Raw genomic sequence first — 18,586 nt, forward strand, 5'->3', positions numbered from 1 at the left:
TAGTTTTCTAGTTTTCTAGTTTTCTAGTTTTCTAGTTTTCTAGTTTTCTAGTTTTCTAGTTTTCTGACCAAACCACGCCCTGCGTGCATTCGCCCCTTCCCAAAACCCATTGCAGCATAGACGCGCGCCCCGCCCCCCCATATAACCGGGACAACATCCATCGGAGGCTCCTATGACATTTCGCCAGCGCCATCTTTTGGGCATCGAGCATCTTCACCCCGAAGAGATCAAAACCATCCTCGATTTGGCGGATGAATATGTGGAGCTGAATCGCCGCCAGGTGAAACGCTCTGACGCGCTGCAGGGCCTCACCCAGATCAACATGTTCTTTGAAAACTCCACCCGCACGCAGGCCTCGTTTGAAATTGCGGGCAAACGTCTGGGTGCCGACGTGATGAACATGGCGATGCAGGCCAGTTCGATCAAAAAGGGCGAGACGCTAATTGATACGGCGCTGACGCTGAATGCCATGCACCCCGATCTTCTGGTGGTGCGCCATCCGCATTCCGGCGCGGTGGACCTTCTGGCGCAGAAGGTGAATTGCGCGGTGCTGAACGCGGGTGATGGCAAGCATGAACACCCGACCCAAGCGCTTTTGGATGCGCTGACCATTCGCCGCGAAAAGGGTCGGTTGCATCGCCTGACCATCGCGATCTGCGGTGACATCGCCCACTCGCGCGTGGCGCGGTCAAACCTGATCCTGTTGGGCAAGATGGAAAACCGGGTGCGCCTTGTCGGCCCGCCCACGCTGATGCCCAGCCAGATCGACCAGTTCGGGGTCGAGGTCTACGACGACATGAACGAAGGCCTGAAAGACGCCGATGTGGTGATGATGCTGCGCTTGCAAAAGGAACGTATGGATGGTGGGTTTATCCCGTCCGAACGCGAATATTACCACCGTTATGGGCTGGACGCCGAGAAACTTGCCAACGCCAAGGAGGACGCGATTGTCATGCACCCGGGGCCGATGAACCGGGGGGTCGAGATCGACGGCACCATTGCCGACGACATCAACCGCTCGGTCATTCAGGAACAGGTCGAGATGGGCGTCGCCGTGCGCATGGCCGCGATGGATCTGCTGGCCCGCAACCACCGGATCATTGCCCAGGAACAGGCCGAGCAAGACACCTATGCCTAAACGCCCCTCCAAAGACTGGCTCACCCTAGAAAAGGGCGAAACGGTGATCCTGCGCGGCAGTGCCCGGCGCGAAACCGCGTTGCGCATCGCGGTCTTCACCACCTTCGCCGTCACCGCGATTTACGGCGTGCTGGGCAGTTTCGTCGGGCTTTTTAGCTGGGCGATGGTCCCGGTCTTCGCCCTGATCTTCTACCTCGCCTTTGCGGCCTTCATGTTGGGGCTGCGCCACCAGGGCGACTGGGCGCTGACCAGTCACGCGCTTCACCTACGAAAGGGGCTGCGCTTTTCCCGTGACAGCATCGCGGGCGTGAAACCCATGCCCCGCGCGGTCATGGTCACGATCCGGCGCGGCAGCGCGGTGGCCACCCAACGCCTTGATACCGACACGCCCAGCGATCTGGCGGCCGAACTGAAAAAGACCCTTGAAGAGTGAGCATTCCCGATGGCTGAGATGAAACTGGAACCAAGGCTGGAAGATCAGACCACGCCCGATCTGGACCCTGGCGAGCGGGTGATTGCGCGGTTTCAGGGCAATCGCACCACCTATATCAAGGAACATGTGATGCTCGCCGCCCTTGGCTCTGTCCTGATGGTGGTGATCCTGATGGCGATGGGCAATGCACATGCCTGGACCGGCGTTGTTGGCGCAGTGGCGGCGATCTCTATTCGTGGCGTTTATCTGATCAAGGAACAGACCGGCTTCATCTGGACCCTCACCAACCGCCGCCTGATTGGCCCCACCGGGTCAGGGATCCGGCTGGACAATATCACCGCCGTGAATACAATCTTCACCGCTGCCCAGGTGGTGACAATTGCAGGCGACAAGCACATGCTGAAATATCAGGAAGACGCGAAGGAAACCAAAGCCCAGATTGATCGGGCGCGGGGTGATTGACCATCATGAGCGCTTCCGATTGGGCCGCTATTCTGGGTAACGACGAGCGCGTGGTGTGGCAGGGACGCCCTTCCGGAGGCGTCTGGCAAGGCCTCACCACCCAAAGACGACGCATAAAAGGCGGGGGGCTGATTTTTCTAATCGCGTTGGGGGCGTTCAGTTTCACGCTTTTGGGTGACACACAGATTAGCTTGGTGCGGCTCTTATTTGGGGGTGTGTTGCTAGGCTTCGCTTTTCTTTGGCTGTCTGCAGACATTCTGTGGCATATGACGCGCCATGCAACCAGCTTCTACACCCTCACGAACACCCACGCCTATATTGGTGCATATCCTTTCGGTTTCAGGATATTGGAACACTATAAACTCACTCCCGAAATGAACCTGCGTCATGATGAAAATCTGTTTCGAGGGCAATCCACACACTCCCTTATTCTGAAACAGGGTGTTCGCGACGGTGAGTTATACCCGCTTCGGGACAAGGGATTCATGTTTGTGGCGTCAAATAGCGGTCTCCAAGAAGCTTTTGAGGCTCTTTTTCGGTCTGAATGCGATTGATTACTCCCTCCATCTTTGGTCCCCAAATATCCCCGCCGGAGGCATCCACCCCCTCAACGCCCCCCGAGGCTAAACTCCCTGTAGAAACGCCCGCAAAAACCGATTAGGACAATGGCAACCAAACCCCACGCCAAAGGGACCGCCATGACCACCACCTTCACCAATGCCCGCCTGATCAATCCGGACACCGGCGAGGATGCTTTGGGCACATTGACGGTCGAGGGCGGGGTGATCACGGCGGTGAACAAGAAACCAAAAGGCGAGGTGATTGATTGCGGCGGCAAATGCCTGGCTCCCGGTATCATCGACATGGGCGTGAAGATCGGCGAACCGGGTGAGCGCCACAAGGAAAGCTTCCGCACTGCGGGCGCGGCCGCCGCGGCGGGCGGCGTGACCACCATGGTCATCCGGCCCGACACCACCCCCGCCGTGGACACGCCGGAAACGCTCTCGTTCGCCACCCGCCGCGCGGCGGAAGTGGCCCCCGTCAACGTGGCGGCATTGTCAGCCCTGACCAAGGAGCGGGCCGGGCGTGAGATGGTTGAAATGGGTTTCATGCTCGATGCGGGGGCCGTGGCCTTTACCGATTGCGACCATGTGGTGACCGACCCCAAGGTCTATTCCCGCGCCATGACCTATGCGCGGTCGTTGGGCGCGCTGATCATCGGCCACCCGCAGGAGCCAACCTTGTCAAAGGGGGCCGCCGTGACCTCGGGCAAGTTTGCGTCCCTGCGCGGTCTGCCCGCCGTGTCGCCGATGGCGGAACGCATGGGGTTGGAACGCGACCTGGCCTTGGTGGAAATGACCGGGGTGCGGTATCACGCCGACAGCCTGTCGACCGCCAAAGCCCTGCCCGCCCTTGAGCGCGCCAAAGCGGCGGGGCTGAATGTGACTGCCGGGGTCAACATCCACCACCTTTGCCTGAACGAACTGGACGTGGGCGATTATCGCACCTTCTTTAAGCAAAAACCGCCCTTGCGGTCAGAAGAGGATCGGCTGGCGATGATCGAGGCCGTGGCTTCGGGCCTGATCGACGTGGTGTCGAGTTTTCACACGCCGCAGGATGAGGAAAGCAAACGCCTGCCGTTTGAGGAAGCGGCTTCGGGAGCGGTGGGGCTGGAAACTCTGCTGCCCGCCGCGATACGGGTGGTGCATTCGGGGCTGATTGACCTGCCGACGATCTGGCGCGCGCTCTCGCTCAATCCCGCCAATCTGCTGAGCCTGCCCGGCGGACGGTTGGAGGTCGGCGCGCCTGCGGATCTGGTGCTGTTTGACCCGGATGCGCCCTTCGTGCTCGACCGGTTCCAGCTGCGCTCGAAATCGAAAAACACGCCTTTTGACGGGGCGCGGATGGAAGGTCGGGTGATCGGCACCTGGGTGGGTGGGGAAAGTGTGTTTGCCGGGTAAGGGGCGCTGCCCCTCGACCTTCGGTCTCACCCCAAGGTACTTTGAGCAAGAAAAAGGGGCGCGTTTCGCGTTGGTAATAAGGAGCGATCATGCCTGAGTTTGTGTCTGCCCCGTGGGCGTTGGGCCTGGTGGCCGTGCTGGGGTATCTTTTGGGATCGATCCCCTTTGGCATCGTGATGGCGCGGCTCTTTGGGCTGGGGGATTTGCGCCAGATCGGGTCGGGCAATATCGGGGCCACGAATGTTTTGCGCACCGGCAACAAGCTGGCCGCTTTTTTGACGCTGATCGGGGACGCCGGCAAAGGCGGCGCGGCGGTGCTGATTGCCCGCGCGGTCCTGGCAGAGGATGCGGCGCAACTGGCCGGGTTCTTCGCCTTTCTGGGCCATTGTTTCCCGGTGTTTCTGGGCTTTAAGGGCGGCAAAGGGGTGGCGACCTGGTTGGGCACAATGTTGGCCTTGTCGTTTCCGGTTGGTCTGGCGGCCTGTGTCACCTGGCTGGTGACGGCGGTGATGTTCCGGATCTCGTCCCTGTCGGCCCTCGTGGCGGCGGCGTTGTCGCCGGTTGTGGCCCTTTTGTTTTGGAAGGGCGACCTTGCGTTGCTGGCCACCGCGCTTGCCGGCTTGATTTTCTACCGCCACAAGGCGAACATCGCCCGTATCCTGGCAGGCGACGAGCCGAAGATCGGCAAAAAGGAGCAGGGATCATGAATTTTCAGACCGCCGTCAAAACGTGTTTTTCCAAATATGTGACCTTTCAGGGGCGCGCGGCGCGATCTGAGTTCTGGTGGTTTGCGCTTTTTGTTTGGGGCGGGCAGCTGATCCTGTCGGTTGTGGATAGTACGGTGTTTGGCACCGTAACCACGTCTGAGAACGGGTTTTCCGCCCAAACCAATATGCCGGTCCTGTCCGGGCTGTTCAGCCTGGTGGTGTTTTTGCCGAGCATTTCGGTTGTGGTGCGGCGGCTGCATGACAAGGATCGCACCGGGTGGTGGTATTGGATTGCGTTGGTGCCGCTGCTTGGGGCGTTGCTGTTGTTGTTCTGGTTCGTGACCGAGGGCACAAGGGGGCCGAACCGCTATGGTCCTGATCCGCTGGACGGGGCATCTGGTGGCGGGGGCGTGCCGCATGACGATGACAGCTATCACCAATCGTCGATCCCACGCGTGGGGGATTGAGCTTCGCCGGGCTCCATTGAACGCCCAGCCCGGCCGTTACCCTACACGTCGTTTCTTAGGAGTTTGCCACGATGGACTTTCAGACCGCAGTCAAAACTTGTCTTTCAAAATATGTGACCTTTCATGGGCGCGCCATTCGGTCGGAATATTGGTGGTTCAGCCTGTTCCTGATTGTGGTCAGCCTGGTACTGACCGGTGTGGATGCGATGGTTTTCGGGTATGGCGAGATCTTCTCGCCGCTGTCGGACCTGTTTGGTCTGGCGACCCTGTTGCCCGCGATTGCCGTGACCGCCCGCAGGCTGCATGACATTGACCGTTCGGGTTGGTGGATGCTGATTGGGATTATTCCCCTGATTGGCTGGATCATCATGATCTACTGGCTGGTTCAGAAAGGCACCGAGGGGCCGAACCGCTTTGGCCCGGATCCGTTTGGCGACGCCCCCCAGGGTGGAGAGTATACCGACGACGCCTACAGCCCGTCCTCGATCCCCGACACGCGGGGTTAATCCACACGAAACAGCTTGTCGCGCGACGTGGCCCCTTGGCTAAGCGTCAGGCGTGATTTGGAAACGCCAAGGGCGGTTGCGAGCAATTTCTCGACCGCCCTGTTGGCTTTGCCATCCTCGGGCACCACGGTGACATGGATTTTCAATCCGCCCGCGACCTCTTCCACCGCGTTGCGCGACGCTTTGGGCGTGACCCGCACGGCAATGGTGGTGCCGGGGATCGCGAGGTGGGAAAGGCTGCCTTTTTTCATGACCTCTTGGTGTCGGAAAATACTGGACGGGGCAAGGGCGTGCGTTACTCTCGCGCGAAAAGGGAGGCGATCATGGCGACAGGGTTTTACTGGGACGAGCGCAGTTTCTGGCATTCGGGTGGCAATTACGCGGGCACGCTGCCGGTGGGTGGGTTGGTGCAACCGCTGGCCGCGGGTGGCCTGCCGGAAAGCCCGGAAACCAAGCGGCGGCTGAAGAACCTTCTGGATGTGACCGGCCTGTCGAACGAGTTGCACACGGCCTCCGCCCCCGAAGCGACGCGTGAAATGCTGGAGCGCGTCCACCCCGCCGCGTTTCTGGACGAGTTCAAACGCGTGTCGGATGCGGGCGGCGGAGAGCTGGGCCTGCGCACGCCCTTTGGGCAGGGCGGGTATGAACTGGCCGCGTTGTCGGCGGGGCTGTCCGTGGCGGCGATGCGCGATGTGCTGACCGGAAAGCTCACGAATGCCTATGCGCTGTCGCGCCCGCCGGGGCATCACTGTCTGCCCGATTTCCCGAACGGGTTTTGCCTGCTGGCAAACCTTGCGATTGCCATTCGCGCGATGCAGGCCGAGGGGCACGCGCGGCGGATTGCGGTGCTCGACTGGGATGTGCATCACGGCAACGGGACCGAGGCGGTGTTTATCGACGACCCCGACGTGCTGACGATTTCGATCCATCAGGAACGGAACTATCCGATCGACACCGGCGACGCGGAGGTGCGCGGCGAGGAGGCCGGGCAGGGCGCCAACCTCAACATTCCCCTGCCGCCGGGCGGCGGGCACCGCACCTATCTGGAGGCGATGGAGCGGATCTCGCTCCCAGCGATCCGCGCCTTTGAGCCGGAGATCATCGTGATCGCCAATGGCTATGACGCCGCGCTGATCGACCCTTTGTCCTGCATGATGGCCACGGCAGATACCTTCCGGCAGATGACGCGGATGGTGATGGCCTTGGCCGATGACATTTGTGACGGGCGGCTGATGATGGCGCATGAGGGCGGGTATTCCGAGGTCTACGTGCCGTTCTGCGGCCATGCCGTGTTGGAGGAGATGGCAGGGAGTGCGACCCACGCGCCGGATCCGCTGGCCGAAGTGTTTACCGCGCGCCAACCCAATGCGCGGATGGAGGCGGTGTTTTCCGACCTGTTGAAAGAGCTGGCGACGTTTCACGGGATATAGGCGGGGAAGGGGCGCTGGGATTCGAGTGGGATTTTTCGGATGTAAATCTGATTTACATCTTGACGAATGGGGGGCGAGGCCCGACATGAAGTTAAGCCAGCCGCCTGTGCGGCCCAGCCCGCACGAAGCTGACAAAAGAGATGACTAATGCCTGATCGCAATGACGCCGCCCTTGATTTCCTGCTGACCCGCCGATCGCGCCCGGCCAAGACCCTGACCGGGCCGGGGCCGTCACGCGAAGACCTGATGCCGATGCTGACCGCGGCGGGGCGCACGCCCGATCATGGCAAGCTGGAGCCGTGGCGCTTTATCGTGCTGGCCAAGCCCGCATTGGAAAGGCTGGGCGCGCTGGTGGCGGATCGTGGCATCGCACTGGGCCTTGATGAGATGAAAGTCGCCAAAGAGCGCCACGCCTATGACAACTCCCCCCTCGCGGTAGTGGTGGTTGAACGCCCGGTGATTTCCGACAAGGTCCCGGCGATTGAACAGACTTATTCGGCGGGGGCGGCCTGTCTGCAACTGTTGAACGCGGCGCTGGCGAGCGGTTGGGGCGCCAACTGGCTGTCTGGCTGGGCGTCGCAGGATGCGGTTTTTCTGCGCGACGGGCTGGGATTGGCCCCGCATGAACGCGTGGCCGGGATCATCCATATCGGCACCGAAACCATGGCCCCGCCGGAACGCCCGCGCCCGGATATTGATGCCATCACCACCTGGATCGAGAGCTAACCCCTATGTTTGACGATTTCTTTCGTGCCCTCGGGCAATTGAGCGACCCGCGCTTTCGCAATGTGCTGTTGAAAGGTCTGGGCCTGACCCTCGGTCTTTGGGTGGCGATCACCTGGGGCATGGTCACGCTTGTGGGGTTTCTGGTCCCCGATGCGCTGGCCCTGCCCTTTGTGGGCGAGGTGTCCTTTGTCGATGGGGTGGCCATGTGGGTGGCGGCGCTGTTGATGATCGTGCTGTCCGTGGTGCTGATGGTGCCGGTGGCAGGGGCCTTTACCGGGCTTTTTCTGGATGAGGTTGCGGATGCGGTCGAGGCCAAACACTATCCCCACCTTGCCCCCAACGCGGACCAGCCGATCACCGAAGCGATCCGCGAAAGCCTTGGGTTTTTCGGCGTGATCGTCGGCGTGAACCTGATCGCGCTGATCCTGTTTTTCTTTGTCGGCCCGCTGGCACCGATCCTGTTTTACGCGGTGAACGGATACCTGCTGGGGCGTGAATATTTCACCATGGCGGCGATGCGCCGGATGGAGCGGGACGCGGCCCACAGCTTGCGCAAACGCCACAATACGCAGATCTGGATGGCGGGCACGATGATGGCCGTGCCCCTGTCGATCCCGCTGGTGAACCTGTTGATCCCGATCCTGGGCGCCGCGACCTTCACCCATATGTTTCATCGGCTGTCGGGGCGCTGACCCGGCCGCTTTGAAAAACGAGGTCGGCCATGCCCCACCCCCCTGAACCCGCGTTGCGTACGCTCCTCCTCGGGCAAGTGCCTGCCGATTTTTCTGATTGGTTGGATTTCGTCGCCATCGGGGCGTTGCTGGCCTTTGGCTGGCAGGTGGACCCGATCGTCTTTGCGCTTTTGGCTGTGGCGTTGGGGCTGCCCTATCTTGTGGTGGGGCCGATTGCCGGCGGAATTGTCGACCGGGTTGACACAAAACCCGTGCTGATCCTCAGCAATCTGGGGCGGGCCGCGGCAACCCTGTCGTTCTTTTTTGCCCCCAACTGGCAGATCCTGCTGGGACTGATCTTTCTTCGCGGCTGTGTCGATACGTTTTTCACCCCGGCCAAGCAATCGGCCCTTCAGGCCCTGACGACAAAAGACACCCGCACCCGGACCAATGCGATCAGCCACGCGATCAACCAGGCGTCAAAAGTGGTGGCCCCGGCGCTGGGCGGGGCGATGTTGATCTGGATGACGCCGCAGGTGGTGTTCCTGTGCAATGCGTTCGTATCGGTGCTGGCAGCCGCGGTGCTGTGGCAATTGTCCACGATCCCACCCGCGCCCGCGCCGGATGACGGCGCTGCAGAGACCGGCATGTTCGCATCATTGCGGCGCGGCCTGCGCGAGGTAAAGACCAAACGGATCCTGCGCGCGGCATTGGGCATGATGGCGACGGGGTATTTCGCCATGTTTTTTTACGACACGCTGATTGCGCCGATGACGCGCGATCTGGGATTTACCGAGACCCAATTGGGCATCGCCCTGGCCGCCGTTGGTGCCGGGGGCGTGCTGGGGTCTGCGGTGATGGCGTCGATCAAAACCATCGTCAAACCGTTTCGGTTGATCGCGCTGGCCGCCCTTACCTCCTCCACGCTGGTGATGGGGTTGGGATGGGCGGAAATGGCCTCGGTTGCGATCCCCTTTCCGGTTTTTGCGGCGGGGTTTGCGGTGGTGGGGGTGGCCACTGCGCTGTCGGTTGTGCCCTATCGCACCATCATCCAGACCGAAACCTCAGAACACGCGATTGGGCAGGTGACCGCCCTGAGCGAAGCCGCGAATATGGTGGCCCTGCTGACCGCCCCGTTTATCGGCGCGCTGGTGGCATCGGCCTTTTCGATCGGTGCGGCCTTTGTGCTGGGCGGCGGGGTGATGTTGGTGGTGTCGTTGCGTGCCGTAAAGTTGCGGCACGCGGGCTAGGTTGGCGGTGTGATCAGCGCTTAGCCCTCGACCCCCATCCGGTTGAACCAGTCGATATCCTCGACGGTGATCACCCCGGAAATGATGATCCCCGACACAATCGCCCAGGCCAATGTGCCCCAGATGGTGACGATGATCAGGGTGCGCCCGAGCTTGAAATCGGCGGGCGCACCGGCATGGGTTCCGCGCAGCACCCGCCCTTCGTCGCCCTGCGTGCGCAGGCGGATGGGCAAGACCACGAACATGGTCACGAACCAGATCACGACGTAAAGAACAAGCGCTGCGGTGATCGACATCAGACCTGTTCCAGCTCGACCAGGGTGCCGTTGAAGTCCTTGGGATGCAGGAACAAAACCGGCTTGCCATGGGCGCCGATCTTGGGTTCCCCGGTGCCCAGCACGCGTGCGCCCGCCTCTTTCAGCTTATCGCGCGCGGCCAGGATATCATCGACCTCGTAGCAGATGTGATGGATGCCGCCGGCCGGGTTTTTCTCAAGGAAACCCGCAATCGGAGAGTTCTCGCCCAGTGGGTACAAGAGTTCGATCTTGGTGTTGGGCAGTTCGATGAACACGACCGTCACCCCGTGATCCGGCTCGTCCTGCGGCGGGTTCACTTTGGCCCCCAGCGTGTCACGATATTGCGCGGATGCGGCCTCCAGATCCGGCACGGCAATGGCGACGTGGTTCAGGCGTCCAATCATCTCTCTCTCCCTCTCAAAAAGCGTTGGCATCTTATGCCGCGTGCGGGGGGCATCTGGCAAGAAAGGATATGCCGCAGGGCAGCATTGACGCAGCGATGTGGGAGCCGCGGGGGCCGTTAACCGGGTGTTCACCTATTTTCGCTTTCGTGGGGGGTGAAAGGAATCGCTGCCATGAGTGATGATCTCGAACGTTTCTTGATGACCCAACCCGCCACCCCTGACCGGCCCCTGCAGGGCAAGACGGTTTTGGTGGTGGAAGACAGCCGCTTTGCGTCAGAGGCCATTCGCCTTTTATGTCTCAGGTCCGGGGCGCGGATCCGACGGGCCGACAGCCTGGCCTCCGCCCATCGACATCTGCGGGTCTATCGTCCGTCGATCGTGATTATCGATATGGGGCTGCCCGACGGGTCCGGGGCGGATCTGATCCGTGAATTGGTGGCAGAGGCCTGTCGCGTCCCCGTCATTCTGGCGATCAGCGGTGACGCTGGCGAACATGCGGCGGCGCTCAAGGCGGGGGCCGATCATTTTTTAACCAAGCCGTTAGAAAGCCTTGCGATATTTCAACAGACCGTGCTGGATCTTCTGCCCGCAGGTGAAGGCCCGAAAGGACCGCGCGAGGTGCCCAGCGAAGTGGTGCATCCGGATGAAATGGCGCTGCAGGATGATCTTAGCCATATGGCTGACATCATGCGCGACGACCCCGGCACAGCCGAGGCCGGTTATATCGCCCAGTTCCTCGGCGGTGTGGCGCGCTCGGCCCATGATGAAAAACTACAGGTTGCCGCAGATGGACTGGCCCGCGCCGGGCGGGGGCATGGTGATCTGCGCAAACATTATGACCAGGTGGCCGGGTTGGTTCAGGAACGTTTGGCGGCTCGGCGTGCCCTGTGACGGGCGATATGGCGCAAGCCACGCGGCTTGATCTGCGGGGAAAGACGCAAAGCGCAACACAAATCTGTGACGCAGACCCCGCAATGAGACAATCAACGAGCAACGTATTGGACACGAAAGCCCCGAGGTTACCGGGTCTTCCTCCCGCAAACGCCATGTCCGGAAAAGAGGGGGGAGCCAATATGAGCTTTTTCGCCCGCCTCGCCAATCGTCGTGGGATTGCCCAAGCGGTTTCACATTCCCGCCCCATTTACGGGTGAGACATAAGGCAACGCCAGCGACAGCACAGGCAGCTTCCGTGCGGAAAATCCCACGGATCACGTTGAAAGGATCGAGACATGACCTCTCTGTTGAAAAAATTTGCGGATGACGAGTTTGGCAATGCCGTGATCGATTGGACCGTTCTGGGAACCGGGGCCTTGATGATGGCCATTGCGGTGGTTCTGACCGTGGTGGACCCGTCAGAAGATTTCGCGGCCGATCAGGGCAGCCCGGTCGAGGTGCTGGAAAGCGCCAACCCGTCGGTGTGATACCCGCCTGAAAAGACCCCAATCAACCATCGCCCTTCAGCGAGGGCGAGGCGTGAGAAAAGAAAAGCCCGGGTCCTGGCCCGGGCTTTCTTGTGTCTTGTTGTGATCATCCGGTTCCGACCGGATCATTCCTGCGGGATCACCCGCAGATGAAGTTCACGCAGCTGTTCGTTCTCCGGCAGGCTGGGCGCATCCATCATCAGGTCTTCGGCACGCTGGTTCATCGGGAACAGCATCACTTCGCGGATGTTGTCCTGATCGGCCAGCAGCATCACGATCCGGTCGATGCCGGCGGCGCAGCCACCGTGCGGGGGCGCGCCGTAATGGAACGCGTTGAAGAGCGCGCCAAAGCGGTTCTTCACCTCGTCTTCGCCGTACCCTGCCAGTTCAAACGCCTTCAGCATGATCTCGGGCTTGTGGTTCCGGATTGCGCCGGACACCAGCTCATAGCCGTTACAGGCCAGGTCATACTGATAGCCCAGCACCTCAAGCGGATCGCCATTCAGCGCCTCCATGCCCCCTTGCGGCATCGAGAACGGGTTGTGTTCAAAGTCGATCTTGCCGGTTTCTTCATCGGCCTCGTAGATCGGGAAATCGACGATCCAGGCAAAGGCAAACCGATCCTTGTCGGTCAGGCCCAGCTCGTCGCCAATCACGTCGCGCGCACGGCCCGCAACCTTTTCAAAGGCTTTCGGCTTGCCGCCCAGGAAGAAGGCCGCGTCGCCTACGCCCAAACCCAGCTGCTGACGGATCGCCTCGGTGCGCTCCGGGCCGATGTTCTTGGCCAAGGGGCCCGCCGCTTCCATGCCTTCACCCTGATCACGCCAGAAGATATAGCCCATGCCGGGCAGCCCTTCTTGCTGGGCAAACTTGTTCATCCGGTCACAGAATTTGCGCGAGCCACCTTTCGGGGCGGGAATGGCGCGAATTTCGGTGCCTTCGTTTTCCAGAAGCTTGGCAAAGATCGCAAAACCGGAACCGGCAAAATGCTCGGACACAACCTGCATCTTAATCGGGTTTCTGAGGTCCGGCTTGTCGGTGCCATACCACAGCGCCGCGTCTTTATACGAAATCTGCGGCCAGTCGGTATCGACCTTGCGGCCCCCGCCGAACTCTTCGAACACACCCTGCAACACCGGTTGAATGGTGTCGAACACATCCTGCTGGGTGACAAAGCTCATTTCCATATCGAGCTGATAGAAGTCGGTGGGCGAGCGGTCAGCGCGCGGATCTTCGTCGCGGAAACATGGCGCGATCTGGAAATACTTGTCGAAACCGGCCACCATCATCAACTGCTTGAACTGCTGCGGGGCTTGCGGCAGGGCGTAAAACTTGCCGGGATGCAGGCGCGAGGGCACCAGGAAGTCGCGCGCACCTTCCGGTGACGAGGCGGTGATGATCGGGGTCTGGTATTCGCGGAATTCGGCATCCCACATGCGCTTGCGCATCGAGGCCACCACGTCGGACCGCAGTTTCATGCTCTGCTGCATCTGTTCACGGCGCAGGTCGAGGTAGCGATATTTCAGGCGGGTTTCTTCCGGGTATTCCTGGTCGCCAAACACGATCAGGGGCAGTTCACCCGCATCGCCCAGCACCTCAAGGTCACGCACGAACACTTCGATCTCGCCGGTGGGCAGGTTCGGGTTCACCAGGCTATCATCGCGTTGCAGCACAGTGCCGTCGATACGGATGCACCATTCAGACCGAACCTTTTCCAGCTCGGCAAAGACCGGGCTGTCGCCATCGGCAATCACCTGGGTGATGCCGTAATGGTCGCGCAGGTCGATGAAAAGAACCCCGCCGTGATCGCGGATACGATGGACCCAACCGGACAGACGAACGGTGTCGCCAACGTTTGATTTGTTGAGCTCGGCGCAGGTATGGCTGCGATAGACGTGCATGAATTCGCCCTTTCTTCGGGGTGGGTCTGAACTTCTGGCTGATACACTAGTCTCTGGCCTGAAAGTCAAGCAGAACGGGGCTTTTTTTGCGTTCTGCTGGCAAGAAAGCCCTGCAATATGTAGAATGAGGCAATTGAGCATGTTCCGAGCAGAGAAAAACATCATGCAAATCGAAAAGATCGAGCAGGGGCGCGTGCCTGACGCGCGGCCCGGATCAGGCGGCGCCGTGTTGGCCGGGGCCAGGGGTGCAAGATTGGTGACCCTGCTGTACCTGATTGCAACCCTTTATTTTCTCATGACTTTCTGGGGTGAGTGGGCCGAAGATTTCAGCGCCTATTACTTTGCAGGGTATTTTTATGATCTGGGCGAGTGGGATCAGATCTATGCCGGTCCGCCCGATGTGATTGGCCCCGAAATGCCCGCGCGCTGGGCCGAGGTGCTGGTGGAGTTGGGGGAGGGCAGTGAAAACACCTATCCTTTCCTCTATCCGCCTTGGGCGGCTGCGGTGATGGCGCCGGTGACGAAAATCATCACGCCTCAGGCCGCCATGAATGTCTTGCTCGTCTGCAATATCGCCCTGTTGTACGGGTCATCCTATTTGGCGTGGCGCCTGATGGGGCGGGGCCGCGTTGGCCTGTCACACTGGATGCTGATCAGCCTGCCGGTGCTGGCCGTCACGGTGCAGGCAAACTTTGCTCTGGTGCTGGGGCAAATCCAGCTTCTGGTGTTTTTCCTGTGTTTGCTGGCGGTTGAACGCTATCGGTCCGGGACCGAGATATCGGGCGCGCTGTGGCTGGCGCTGGCGGCCTGTCTGAAAATCACCCCGGCGGCGTTTGCGATCCTTTTTGTGTGGAACCGGAATTGGAAGGCCCTGATCGCCTTTACCGTGGCGTCGCTTGGCGGGTTGGGGCTCAGCATTCTCTGGACGGGCTGGCCGCTGCATGAGGTCTTCTTTGATCGGATGAGCACCCTGAACGGGCTTTTGTTCATGTCCAATGTTGGCGTCCCGTGGGATGCGGTGATTTATCAACTGGTTGACCTGATCCGCGGAACCGCCCCGATCTATGACAGTGCCGAACATGTGGTGCCAAGGCCGATCTGGCTGGAACTGGTTGTAAAGTCGATCTTTGTCGCGGGGTTGGTGGTGATCTGGTGGCGCACGCGGAGGATGGCGCAGCCCGACCGCGTGGTTGCTCAATTCTATGCGCTGGCGCTTTTGGTGCCGCTGGCTGCGCCGCTGGCCTGGGTGCATTACTTCATGTTGCCCGCCTATATGCTGCCCGCACTGGTCGTGCGCGGCACACGCGGCGCGGTTGGGCAATATCTGGGGTTTCTCATCCTGTTCAATATGCCGGTCATGCTGTTGATCCTGGAAACCCAGCTTTGGGGGGACATGCGGGTCATGTTGCACATGTTTGTCTATGTGCCGTTCCTGAGTTTCATGCTGGCCTATGCAATCAGGCACCCGGTGGGCAGGGTGCAAGACACAGATGCCGAGGGCAGCATTGCGCGATCCGTGGACCCGGTGCCGGGGCGGGCCTGAACAAAGGCATGGGGGCGGGCGTCAGCCCTGAAAACGGGCGGCGATTTCGCCCCGCAAGGCATTCATCAGCATGATCGCCTCTGCCCGGAGGAGGTCATCGCGATGCAGCACGGCCTCTTCCAGCCGCCCCTGATCCAGCAGATGTTGCCGATAGGTGCCGGGCAGGCAGCCGGATGTGATGGGTGGGGTCCTCCATGTCCCGCCGATCCGCAGCGCGATATTGGTGATGGTGCCTTCGCAGATCTCATCGCGTTCGTTGAGGAAAACCCATTCGTCAACGCCGTTGGGCAGTTTCGTGCGGGACACGTCATAAAGCGCACGCTGGGTGGTTTTGTGGCGCAGGAACATGTCGTCAGATGCCAGCTGCGTGGGGTGGATTGCGAAGCGCCACTGTTCCGCGGCGGGCGGCATCGGCGCGGTGGTCAGATCCAACGCCCCGTCTTTTGACAACGTCAAACGCGCGCGCCGGGGCGCCGGGGCGTCTTGCGCCGCCAGAAGCGCGCGCGCCTGTACCTCTTCAAAGGGAAACCCCAGTGCGCGGGCCGAATGCGCCATCCGCGCCATATGCAGATCCAGCCGGGCCACGCCCTCAGACCCCAGATCCGGACCAAGCGCAAAGGTTTCGATCAGCAGGGTTCCATCTGGAACGCGTTCGCGAAGCGGGCTTTCCATAGGGCTTCCTCATATTCCGACAGGGCGGTGCTGTCCCAGACCACGCCGCCGCCCACATTCAGGGTGGCTTGGCCCGCGTCCAGCATCAGGGTGCGGATCGCCACGTTGAAACTGGACGACCCATCCGGCGCGGCCCAGCCAATACTGCCGCAATAAATGTCGCGCGGCCAGGGTTCCAGATCCCGCAAGATCTCCATCGCGCGGATCTTCGGCGCGCCGGTGATCGACCCGCAGGGGAACAGCGCGCGCAGGATGTCCGACAGGGTCACGTCGTTGCGCAACTGCGCCGCCACGGTCGACACCATCTGATGCACGGTTGCATAGCTTTCCACCGAAAACAGTTCCGGCACATGCACCGACCCCGGCGCGGCCACGCGCGAAATATCGTTGCGCAACAGGTCCACGATCATCAGGTTCTCGGCATTGTTCTTTTCGTCCGAGATCAGGAAATCGCGATTGGCCCGATCCTGCATCGGGTCATCCGACCGGGGCTGGGTGCCCTTCATGGGCCGGGTTTCGATCCGGCCCTCGGCTGTGGTGCGAAAAAAGAGCTCGGGCGAGCGGGACAAAAGCGCCGGGCCATCGTCCTGTTCCACCAGCGCCCCATGCAACACCGGCTGTCGCGCGGCGAGGGCGGCATAAAGCGCGGCCGGGTCGCCCGAGGCGTCACATTCCGCCGGGAAGGTCAGGTTGGCCTGATAGATGTCGCCCGCGCCGATCGCCTCATGCACCGCATTGAAGGCCTGGGTGTATCGGGTCGACACCCAGCGTGGTTTCAACGGGCCAAGCGCGGCAGGGCCTGCTGGCAGGTCCGGGGCCAGCTCGGGCGCCTCATAGGCCCCGAACTTGATCAGCGGCAAACGGCGGTTTTCCGGCATCAACGGGGCCAGTTTCGGCTCCAGCGCATAGCCCAGCTCATAACTTGCATAGCCCGCCAGCCACAGCCCCTCGGCGCGCGCCTGATCAAGGGCGTCCAGCGCGGTGGGCACATCTTCCGCTTGCGACGCCGCAATCAGGCGGGTCGGGCGGGCAAACCGCAGCGCGGCGCCTTCCGGGCCTTGATCAAATCGAATCTGCAACACGGGGGGTCCTTTTGCTGTTGCGCTGGCCTTTATAACGCGTGGGAGGCAGGGTGAAGGGCAGAATGCGCCACTTTGGTGAAGTTTTACGCGAAGACCAAAACAGGCGCAGCGCCAAATGAATTGCCTGCCACGCGTTGCCGTCTATAGTAGGGGCAGACCACCTTGCGCACAAAGGCAGGGGGCAAAATGAAAACGGGGCACACCGTGAGCAGGCAGACCGATTATCTGGTGGGCGCGCTGATCTGGGCAGCGCTGGGCGCATATTTCCTGCGCGCCTATTGGGGCGGCTGGCCGCTTGATCTGACCGCGCTGTATTTTGCCGGGCATTTCTTTCACACCGGCGCATTTTCTGAGATTTATGGCACCCAGGATGTGTTCATCTGGAGCACCCCGCCCGAGGCGTGGCAGGATCTGGCCCGCCAGTTTGATGGCCCGCCCGGGCAGGTCATGCCCTATGTCTATCCGCCGCTTTGGGCCGGGCTGATGGCGCCGGTTACGACAGTTGTTGGATTTCCGGCCTTCGCCAAGCTGGTGTTTGCCCTGAACCTTCTGTGTTTTGCCCTGATCGGGCTGATGGTTTTCGATTGGGCGCGCCGCTTTCCCCATGCCGACCAGCTGCGGTTTTCGCTGTATTCCCTGCTGGCCTGCGGGGGGCTGGCGGTCGGAAATGCCTCGAACATGCTGCTCATTCTTGGCCAGCCACAGGTTTTCGTCACGGCCCTGACGGTGGGTGCCTTCTGGTGCGCCATGCGGGGGCGGGCGATCTCTGCGGGGGCAATATTGGCGCTAGCGGCGGCGCTGAAGCTCACCCCACTTTTGTTTGTGGCCCTGTTCGTCTTTGATCGCAATTGGCGGGCTGTGGCCAGCTTTGCCGTGGTGGGCAGCGTGCTGGCAGGCGCGTCGGTGCTGGTGGCGGGCTGGCCCCTGCATCAGATCTTCCTCGACCGTCTGGCAATAGTGCAAGACAGCCTTCTGGTGTCACAGATCAACCTCTCGCTGGAGCTCGGGTTTTACGAGCTTGCCGCGCTGATCACCGGGCAGGCGGATCTTGATATCGCGCACCCCTATCATCTGCCACGTCCGGGCTGGACCGGCGTGCTGGCCAAGCTGACCTTGCTGGCAGGCGCTGCTTTGATCTGGGTCTTGCCCCGATCCCGCCCCCCGGCCGAGCGCCTGTTCCTGCGCGTTCTGGCCTTTGCGCTGCTGTCCATTCTCTGCGCGCCCCTGGCCTGGAGCCATTATCTGATCCTGCCACTGGTCTTGCTGCCGGGGCTTCTGGGGCTGATGCCCTTGCCCCGCGCCGTTGCGCTGATTGCTCTGCCCTATGCGGCGTTTTCCGCGGCGATGATGGTGGTCTTGTCCGATTGGGGGATCGTGAATTCCCTGTCGCAGATCGGCGGAACGCTGGCATTGCTGGCTGCAATCCTATGGCTGTGCCGCCAACCCACATCCGAAGCTTTCCCCGCGCCGCGTCCAAATCTGGCCTGAAACACGCCCCGAATTGGGTGTTTTCGCC

General features: G+C 61.2%; 22 protein-coding genes. 16 read left to right on the forward strand and 6 right to left on the reverse strand.

What is annotated here, in order from left to right; all coding sequences use genetic code 11:
• Window positions 1–172: 172 nt before the first annotated feature.
• The 8 genes from ACP15V_RS16025 (at window position 173) to ACP15V_RS16060 (ending at window position 5,674) form a co-directional block, all read left to right on the forward strand.
• Window positions 173–1,138, forward strand: a complete 966-nt coding sequence (locus ACP15V_RS16025) for an aspartate carbamoyltransferase catalytic subunit (RefSeq protein ID WP_424944716.1) — start codon at window positions 173–175, stop codon at window positions 1,136–1,138.
• Window positions 1,131–1,571: a hypothetical protein gene (locus ACP15V_RS16030; protein ID WP_424944717.1), complete on the forward strand. Its 441-nt coding sequence runs from the start codon at window positions 1,131–1,133 to the stop codon at window positions 1,569–1,571. Before ACP15V_RS16025 ends, ACP15V_RS16030 begins: the two co-directional genes overlap by 8 nt.
• 9 nt (window positions 1,572–1,580) lie before the next feature.
• Window positions 1,581–2,033, forward strand: a complete 453-nt coding sequence (locus ACP15V_RS16035; protein ID WP_424944718.1) for a hypothetical protein — start codon at window positions 1,581–1,583, stop codon at window positions 2,031–2,033.
• A 5-nt stretch (window positions 2,034–2,038) separates the two neighbouring features.
• Window positions 2,039–2,587 carry a hypothetical protein gene (locus tag ACP15V_RS16040; protein ID WP_424944719.1) on the forward strand — a complete coding sequence of 183 codons (549 nt, stop codon included), beginning with the start codon at window positions 2,039–2,041 and terminating at the stop codon, window positions 2,585–2,587.
• Window positions 2,588–2,731: 144 nt separating this feature from the next.
• Complete coding sequence (pyrC, locus tag ACP15V_RS16045) at window positions 2,732–3,994, forward strand: dihydroorotase (RefSeq protein WP_424944835.1); 1,263 nt, start codon at window positions 2,732–2,734, stop codon at window positions 3,992–3,994.
• An 89-nt stretch (window positions 3,995–4,083) separates the two neighbouring features.
• The gene (gene plsY, locus ACP15V_RS16050) at window positions 4,084–4,701 is read left to right on the forward strand and encodes a glycerol-3-phosphate 1-O-acyltransferase PlsY (RefSeq protein WP_424944720.1); all 618 of its coding nucleotides are present in this window, start codon (window positions 4,084–4,086) and stop codon (window positions 4,699–4,701) included.
• Window positions 4,698–5,168: a DUF805 domain-containing protein gene (locus ACP15V_RS16055; protein WP_424944721.1), complete on the forward strand. Its 471-nt coding sequence runs from the start codon at window positions 4,698–4,700 to the stop codon at window positions 5,166–5,168. Before plsY ends, ACP15V_RS16055 begins: the two co-directional genes overlap by 4 nt.
• A 113-nt stretch (window positions 5,169–5,281) precedes the next feature.
• A complete protein-coding gene (locus ACP15V_RS16060) occupies window positions 5,282–5,674 on the forward strand; it encodes a DUF805 domain-containing protein (RefSeq protein WP_424944722.1) in 393 nt (130 codons plus the stop codon).
• Here ACP15V_RS16060 and ACP15V_RS16065 read toward each other — a convergent pair.
• Window positions 5,671–5,925 (reverse strand): DUF167 domain-containing protein, encoded by a 255-nt coding sequence (locus ACP15V_RS16065; protein ID WP_424944723.1) that lies wholly within the window; start codon window positions 5,923–5,925, stop codon window positions 5,671–5,673. The two genes, ACP15V_RS16060 and ACP15V_RS16065, sit on opposite strands and share 4 nt — an antisense overlap.
• A gap of 72 nt (window positions 5,926–5,997) precedes the next feature.
• Between ACP15V_RS16065 and ACP15V_RS16070 the strand changes: the two genes are divergently transcribed.
• The 4 genes from ACP15V_RS16070 to ACP15V_RS16085 all read left to right on the forward strand — a co-directional run bounded on the left by ACP15V_RS16070 (window position 5,998) and on the right by ACP15V_RS16085 (window position 9,751).
• Window positions 5,998–7,104, forward strand: a complete 1,107-nt coding sequence (locus ACP15V_RS16070) for a class II histone deacetylase (protein WP_424944724.1) — start codon at window positions 5,998–6,000, stop codon at window positions 7,102–7,104.
• A 147-nt stretch (window positions 7,105–7,251) separates the two neighbouring features.
• A complete protein-coding gene (locus tag ACP15V_RS16075; protein ID WP_424944725.1) occupies window positions 7,252–7,830 on the forward strand; it encodes a nitroreductase family protein in 579 nt (192 codons plus the stop codon).
• A gap of 5 nt (window positions 7,831–7,835) precedes the next feature.
• The gene (locus tag ACP15V_RS16080; protein ID WP_424944726.1) at window positions 7,836–8,522 is read left to right on the forward strand and encodes an EI24 domain-containing protein; all 687 of its coding nucleotides are present in this window, start codon (window positions 7,836–7,838) and stop codon (window positions 8,520–8,522) included.
• A 29-nt stretch (window positions 8,523–8,551) separates the two neighbouring features.
• Window positions 8,552–9,751, forward strand: a complete 1,200-nt coding sequence (locus ACP15V_RS16085; protein WP_424944727.1) for an MFS transporter — start codon at window positions 8,552–8,554, stop codon at window positions 9,749–9,751.
• Window positions 9,752–9,771: 20 nt separating this feature from the next.
• On the opposite strand, the gene ACP15V_RS16090 is transcribed toward ACP15V_RS16085, so the two are convergent.
• On the reverse strand, window positions 9,772–10,047 hold the full coding sequence (locus tag ACP15V_RS16090; protein WP_424944728.1) for a DUF1467 family protein: 276 nt from the start codon (window positions 10,045–10,047) through the stop codon (window positions 9,772–9,774).
• Window positions 10,047–10,451 (reverse strand): methylmalonyl-CoA epimerase, encoded by a 405-nt coding sequence (mce, locus tag ACP15V_RS16095; RefSeq protein ID WP_173484935.1) that lies wholly within the window; start codon window positions 10,449–10,451, stop codon window positions 10,047–10,049. The genes ACP15V_RS16090 and mce overlap by 1 nt, the downstream gene beginning before the upstream one ends.
• 171 nt (window positions 10,452–10,622) lie before the next feature.
• Here mce and ACP15V_RS16100 point away from each other — a divergent pair, with 171 nt between their 5' ends.
• Entirely contained in the window at window positions 10,623–11,342 is a 720-nt protein-coding gene (locus ACP15V_RS16100) for a response regulator (protein ID WP_424944729.1), read from the forward strand.
• Between the two features lie 338 nt (window positions 11,343–11,680).
• Complete coding sequence (locus ACP15V_RS16105) at window positions 11,681–11,872, forward strand: hypothetical protein (protein ID WP_424944730.1); 192 nt, start codon at window positions 11,681–11,683, stop codon at window positions 11,870–11,872.
• A gap of 125 nt (window positions 11,873–11,997) precedes the next feature.
• Here ACP15V_RS16105 and aspS read toward each other — a convergent pair whose 3' ends face one another.
• Complete coding sequence (gene aspS / locus ACP15V_RS16110) at window positions 11,998–13,773, reverse strand: aspartate--tRNA ligase (RefSeq protein ID WP_424944731.1); 1,776 nt, start codon at window positions 13,771–13,773, stop codon at window positions 11,998–12,000.
• 139 nt (window positions 13,774–13,912) lie between these two features.
• Between aspS and ACP15V_RS16115 the strand changes: the two genes are divergently transcribed.
• Window positions 13,913–15,316 (forward strand): glycosyltransferase family 87 protein, encoded by a 1,404-nt coding sequence (locus ACP15V_RS16115; protein ID WP_424944732.1) that lies wholly within the window; start codon window positions 13,913–13,915, stop codon window positions 15,314–15,316.
• Between the two features lie 21 nt (window positions 15,317–15,337).
• Here the strand turns inward: ACP15V_RS16115 and ACP15V_RS16120 are convergent, their stop codons facing one another.
• Together ACP15V_RS16120 and ACP15V_RS16125 are read right to left on the reverse strand one after the other, a co-directional pair.
• Window positions 15,338–15,988, reverse strand: a complete 651-nt coding sequence (locus tag ACP15V_RS16120; RefSeq protein ID WP_424944733.1) for an aminotransferase class IV family protein — start codon at window positions 15,986–15,988, stop codon at window positions 15,338–15,340.
• Window positions 15,943–17,067, reverse strand: coding sequence for an aminodeoxychorismate synthase component I (locus ACP15V_RS16125; RefSeq protein ID WP_424944836.1), 1,125 nt, complete (start codon window positions 17,065–17,067; stop codon window positions 15,943–15,945). The genes ACP15V_RS16120 and ACP15V_RS16125 overlap by 46 nt, the downstream gene beginning before the upstream one ends.
• A 207-nt stretch (window positions 17,068–17,274) precedes the next feature.
• Here ACP15V_RS16125 and ACP15V_RS16130 point away from each other — a divergent pair, with 207 nt between their 5' ends.
• Window positions 17,275–18,558, forward strand: a complete 1,284-nt coding sequence (locus ACP15V_RS16130) for a glycosyltransferase family 87 protein (protein ID WP_424944734.1) — start codon at window positions 17,275–17,277, stop codon at window positions 18,556–18,558.
• The last annotated feature ends 28 nt before the right edge of the window (window positions 18,559–18,586 follow it).

The organism is Aliiroseovarius crassostreae (assembly GCF_049803815.1).
Lineage (GTDB): Bacteria > Pseudomonadota > Alphaproteobacteria > Rhodobacterales > Rhodobacteraceae > Aliiroseovarius > Aliiroseovarius crassostreae_A.

Coding starts and splice junctions, on each gene's coding strand:
- ACP15V_RS16025 (WP_424944716.1), top strand. CDS start 173: ATGACATTTCGCCAGCGCCATCTTTTGGGCATCGAGCATCTTCACCCC.
- ACP15V_RS16030 (WP_424944717.1), top strand. CDS start 1,131: ATGCCTAAACGCCCCTCCAAAGACTGGCTCACCCTAGAAAAGGGCGAA.
- ACP15V_RS16035 (WP_424944718.1), top strand. CDS start 1,581: ATGGCTGAGATGAAACTGGAACCAAGGCTGGAAGATCAGACCACGCCC.
- ACP15V_RS16040 (WP_424944719.1), top strand. CDS start 2,039: ATGAGCGCTTCCGATTGGGCCGCTATTCTGGGTAACGACGAGCGCGTG.
- pyrC (WP_424944835.1), top strand. CDS start 2,732: ATGACCACCACCTTCACCAATGCCCGCCTGATCAATCCGGACACCGGC.
- plsY (WP_424944720.1), top strand. CDS start 4,084: ATGCCTGAGTTTGTGTCTGCCCCGTGGGCGTTGGGCCTGGTGGCCGTG.
- ACP15V_RS16055 (WP_424944721.1), top strand. CDS start 4,698: ATGAATTTTCAGACCGCCGTCAAAACGTGTTTTTCCAAATATGTGACC.
- ACP15V_RS16065 (WP_424944723.1), bottom strand. CDS start 5,925: ATGAAAAAAGGCAGCCTTTCCCACCTCGCGATCCCCGGCACCACCATT.
- ACP15V_RS16070 (WP_424944724.1), top strand. CDS start 5,998: ATGGCGACAGGGTTTTACTGGGACGAGCGCAGTTTCTGGCATTCGGGT.
- ACP15V_RS16075 (WP_424944725.1), top strand. CDS start 7,252: ATGCCTGATCGCAATGACGCCGCCCTTGATTTCCTGCTGACCCGCCGA.
- ACP15V_RS16080 (WP_424944726.1), top strand. CDS start 7,836: ATGTTTGACGATTTCTTTCGTGCCCTCGGGCAATTGAGCGACCCGCGC.
- ACP15V_RS16085 (WP_424944727.1), top strand. CDS start 8,552: ATGCCCCACCCCCCTGAACCCGCGTTGCGTACGCTCCTCCTCGGGCAA.
- ACP15V_RS16090 (WP_424944728.1), bottom strand. CDS start 10,047: ATGTCGATCACCGCAGCGCTTGTTCTTTACGTCGTGATCTGGTTCGTG.
- mce (WP_173484935.1), bottom strand. CDS start 10,451: ATGATTGGACGCCTGAACCACGTCGCCATTGCCGTGCCGGATCTGGAG.
- ACP15V_RS16100 (WP_424944729.1), top strand. CDS start 10,623: ATGAGTGATGATCTCGAACGTTTCTTGATGACCCAACCCGCCACCCCT.
- ACP15V_RS16105 (WP_424944730.1), top strand. CDS start 11,681: ATGACCTCTCTGTTGAAAAAATTTGCGGATGACGAGTTTGGCAATGCC.
- aspS (WP_424944731.1), bottom strand. CDS start 13,773: ATGCACGTCTATCGCAGCCATACCTGCGCCGAGCTCAACAAATCAAAC.
- ACP15V_RS16115 (WP_424944732.1), top strand. CDS start 13,913: ATGTTCCGAGCAGAGAAAAACATCATGCAAATCGAAAAGATCGAGCAG.
- ACP15V_RS16120 (WP_424944733.1), bottom strand. CDS start 15,988: ATGGAAAGCCCGCTTCGCGAACGCGTTCCAGATGGAACCCTGCTGATC.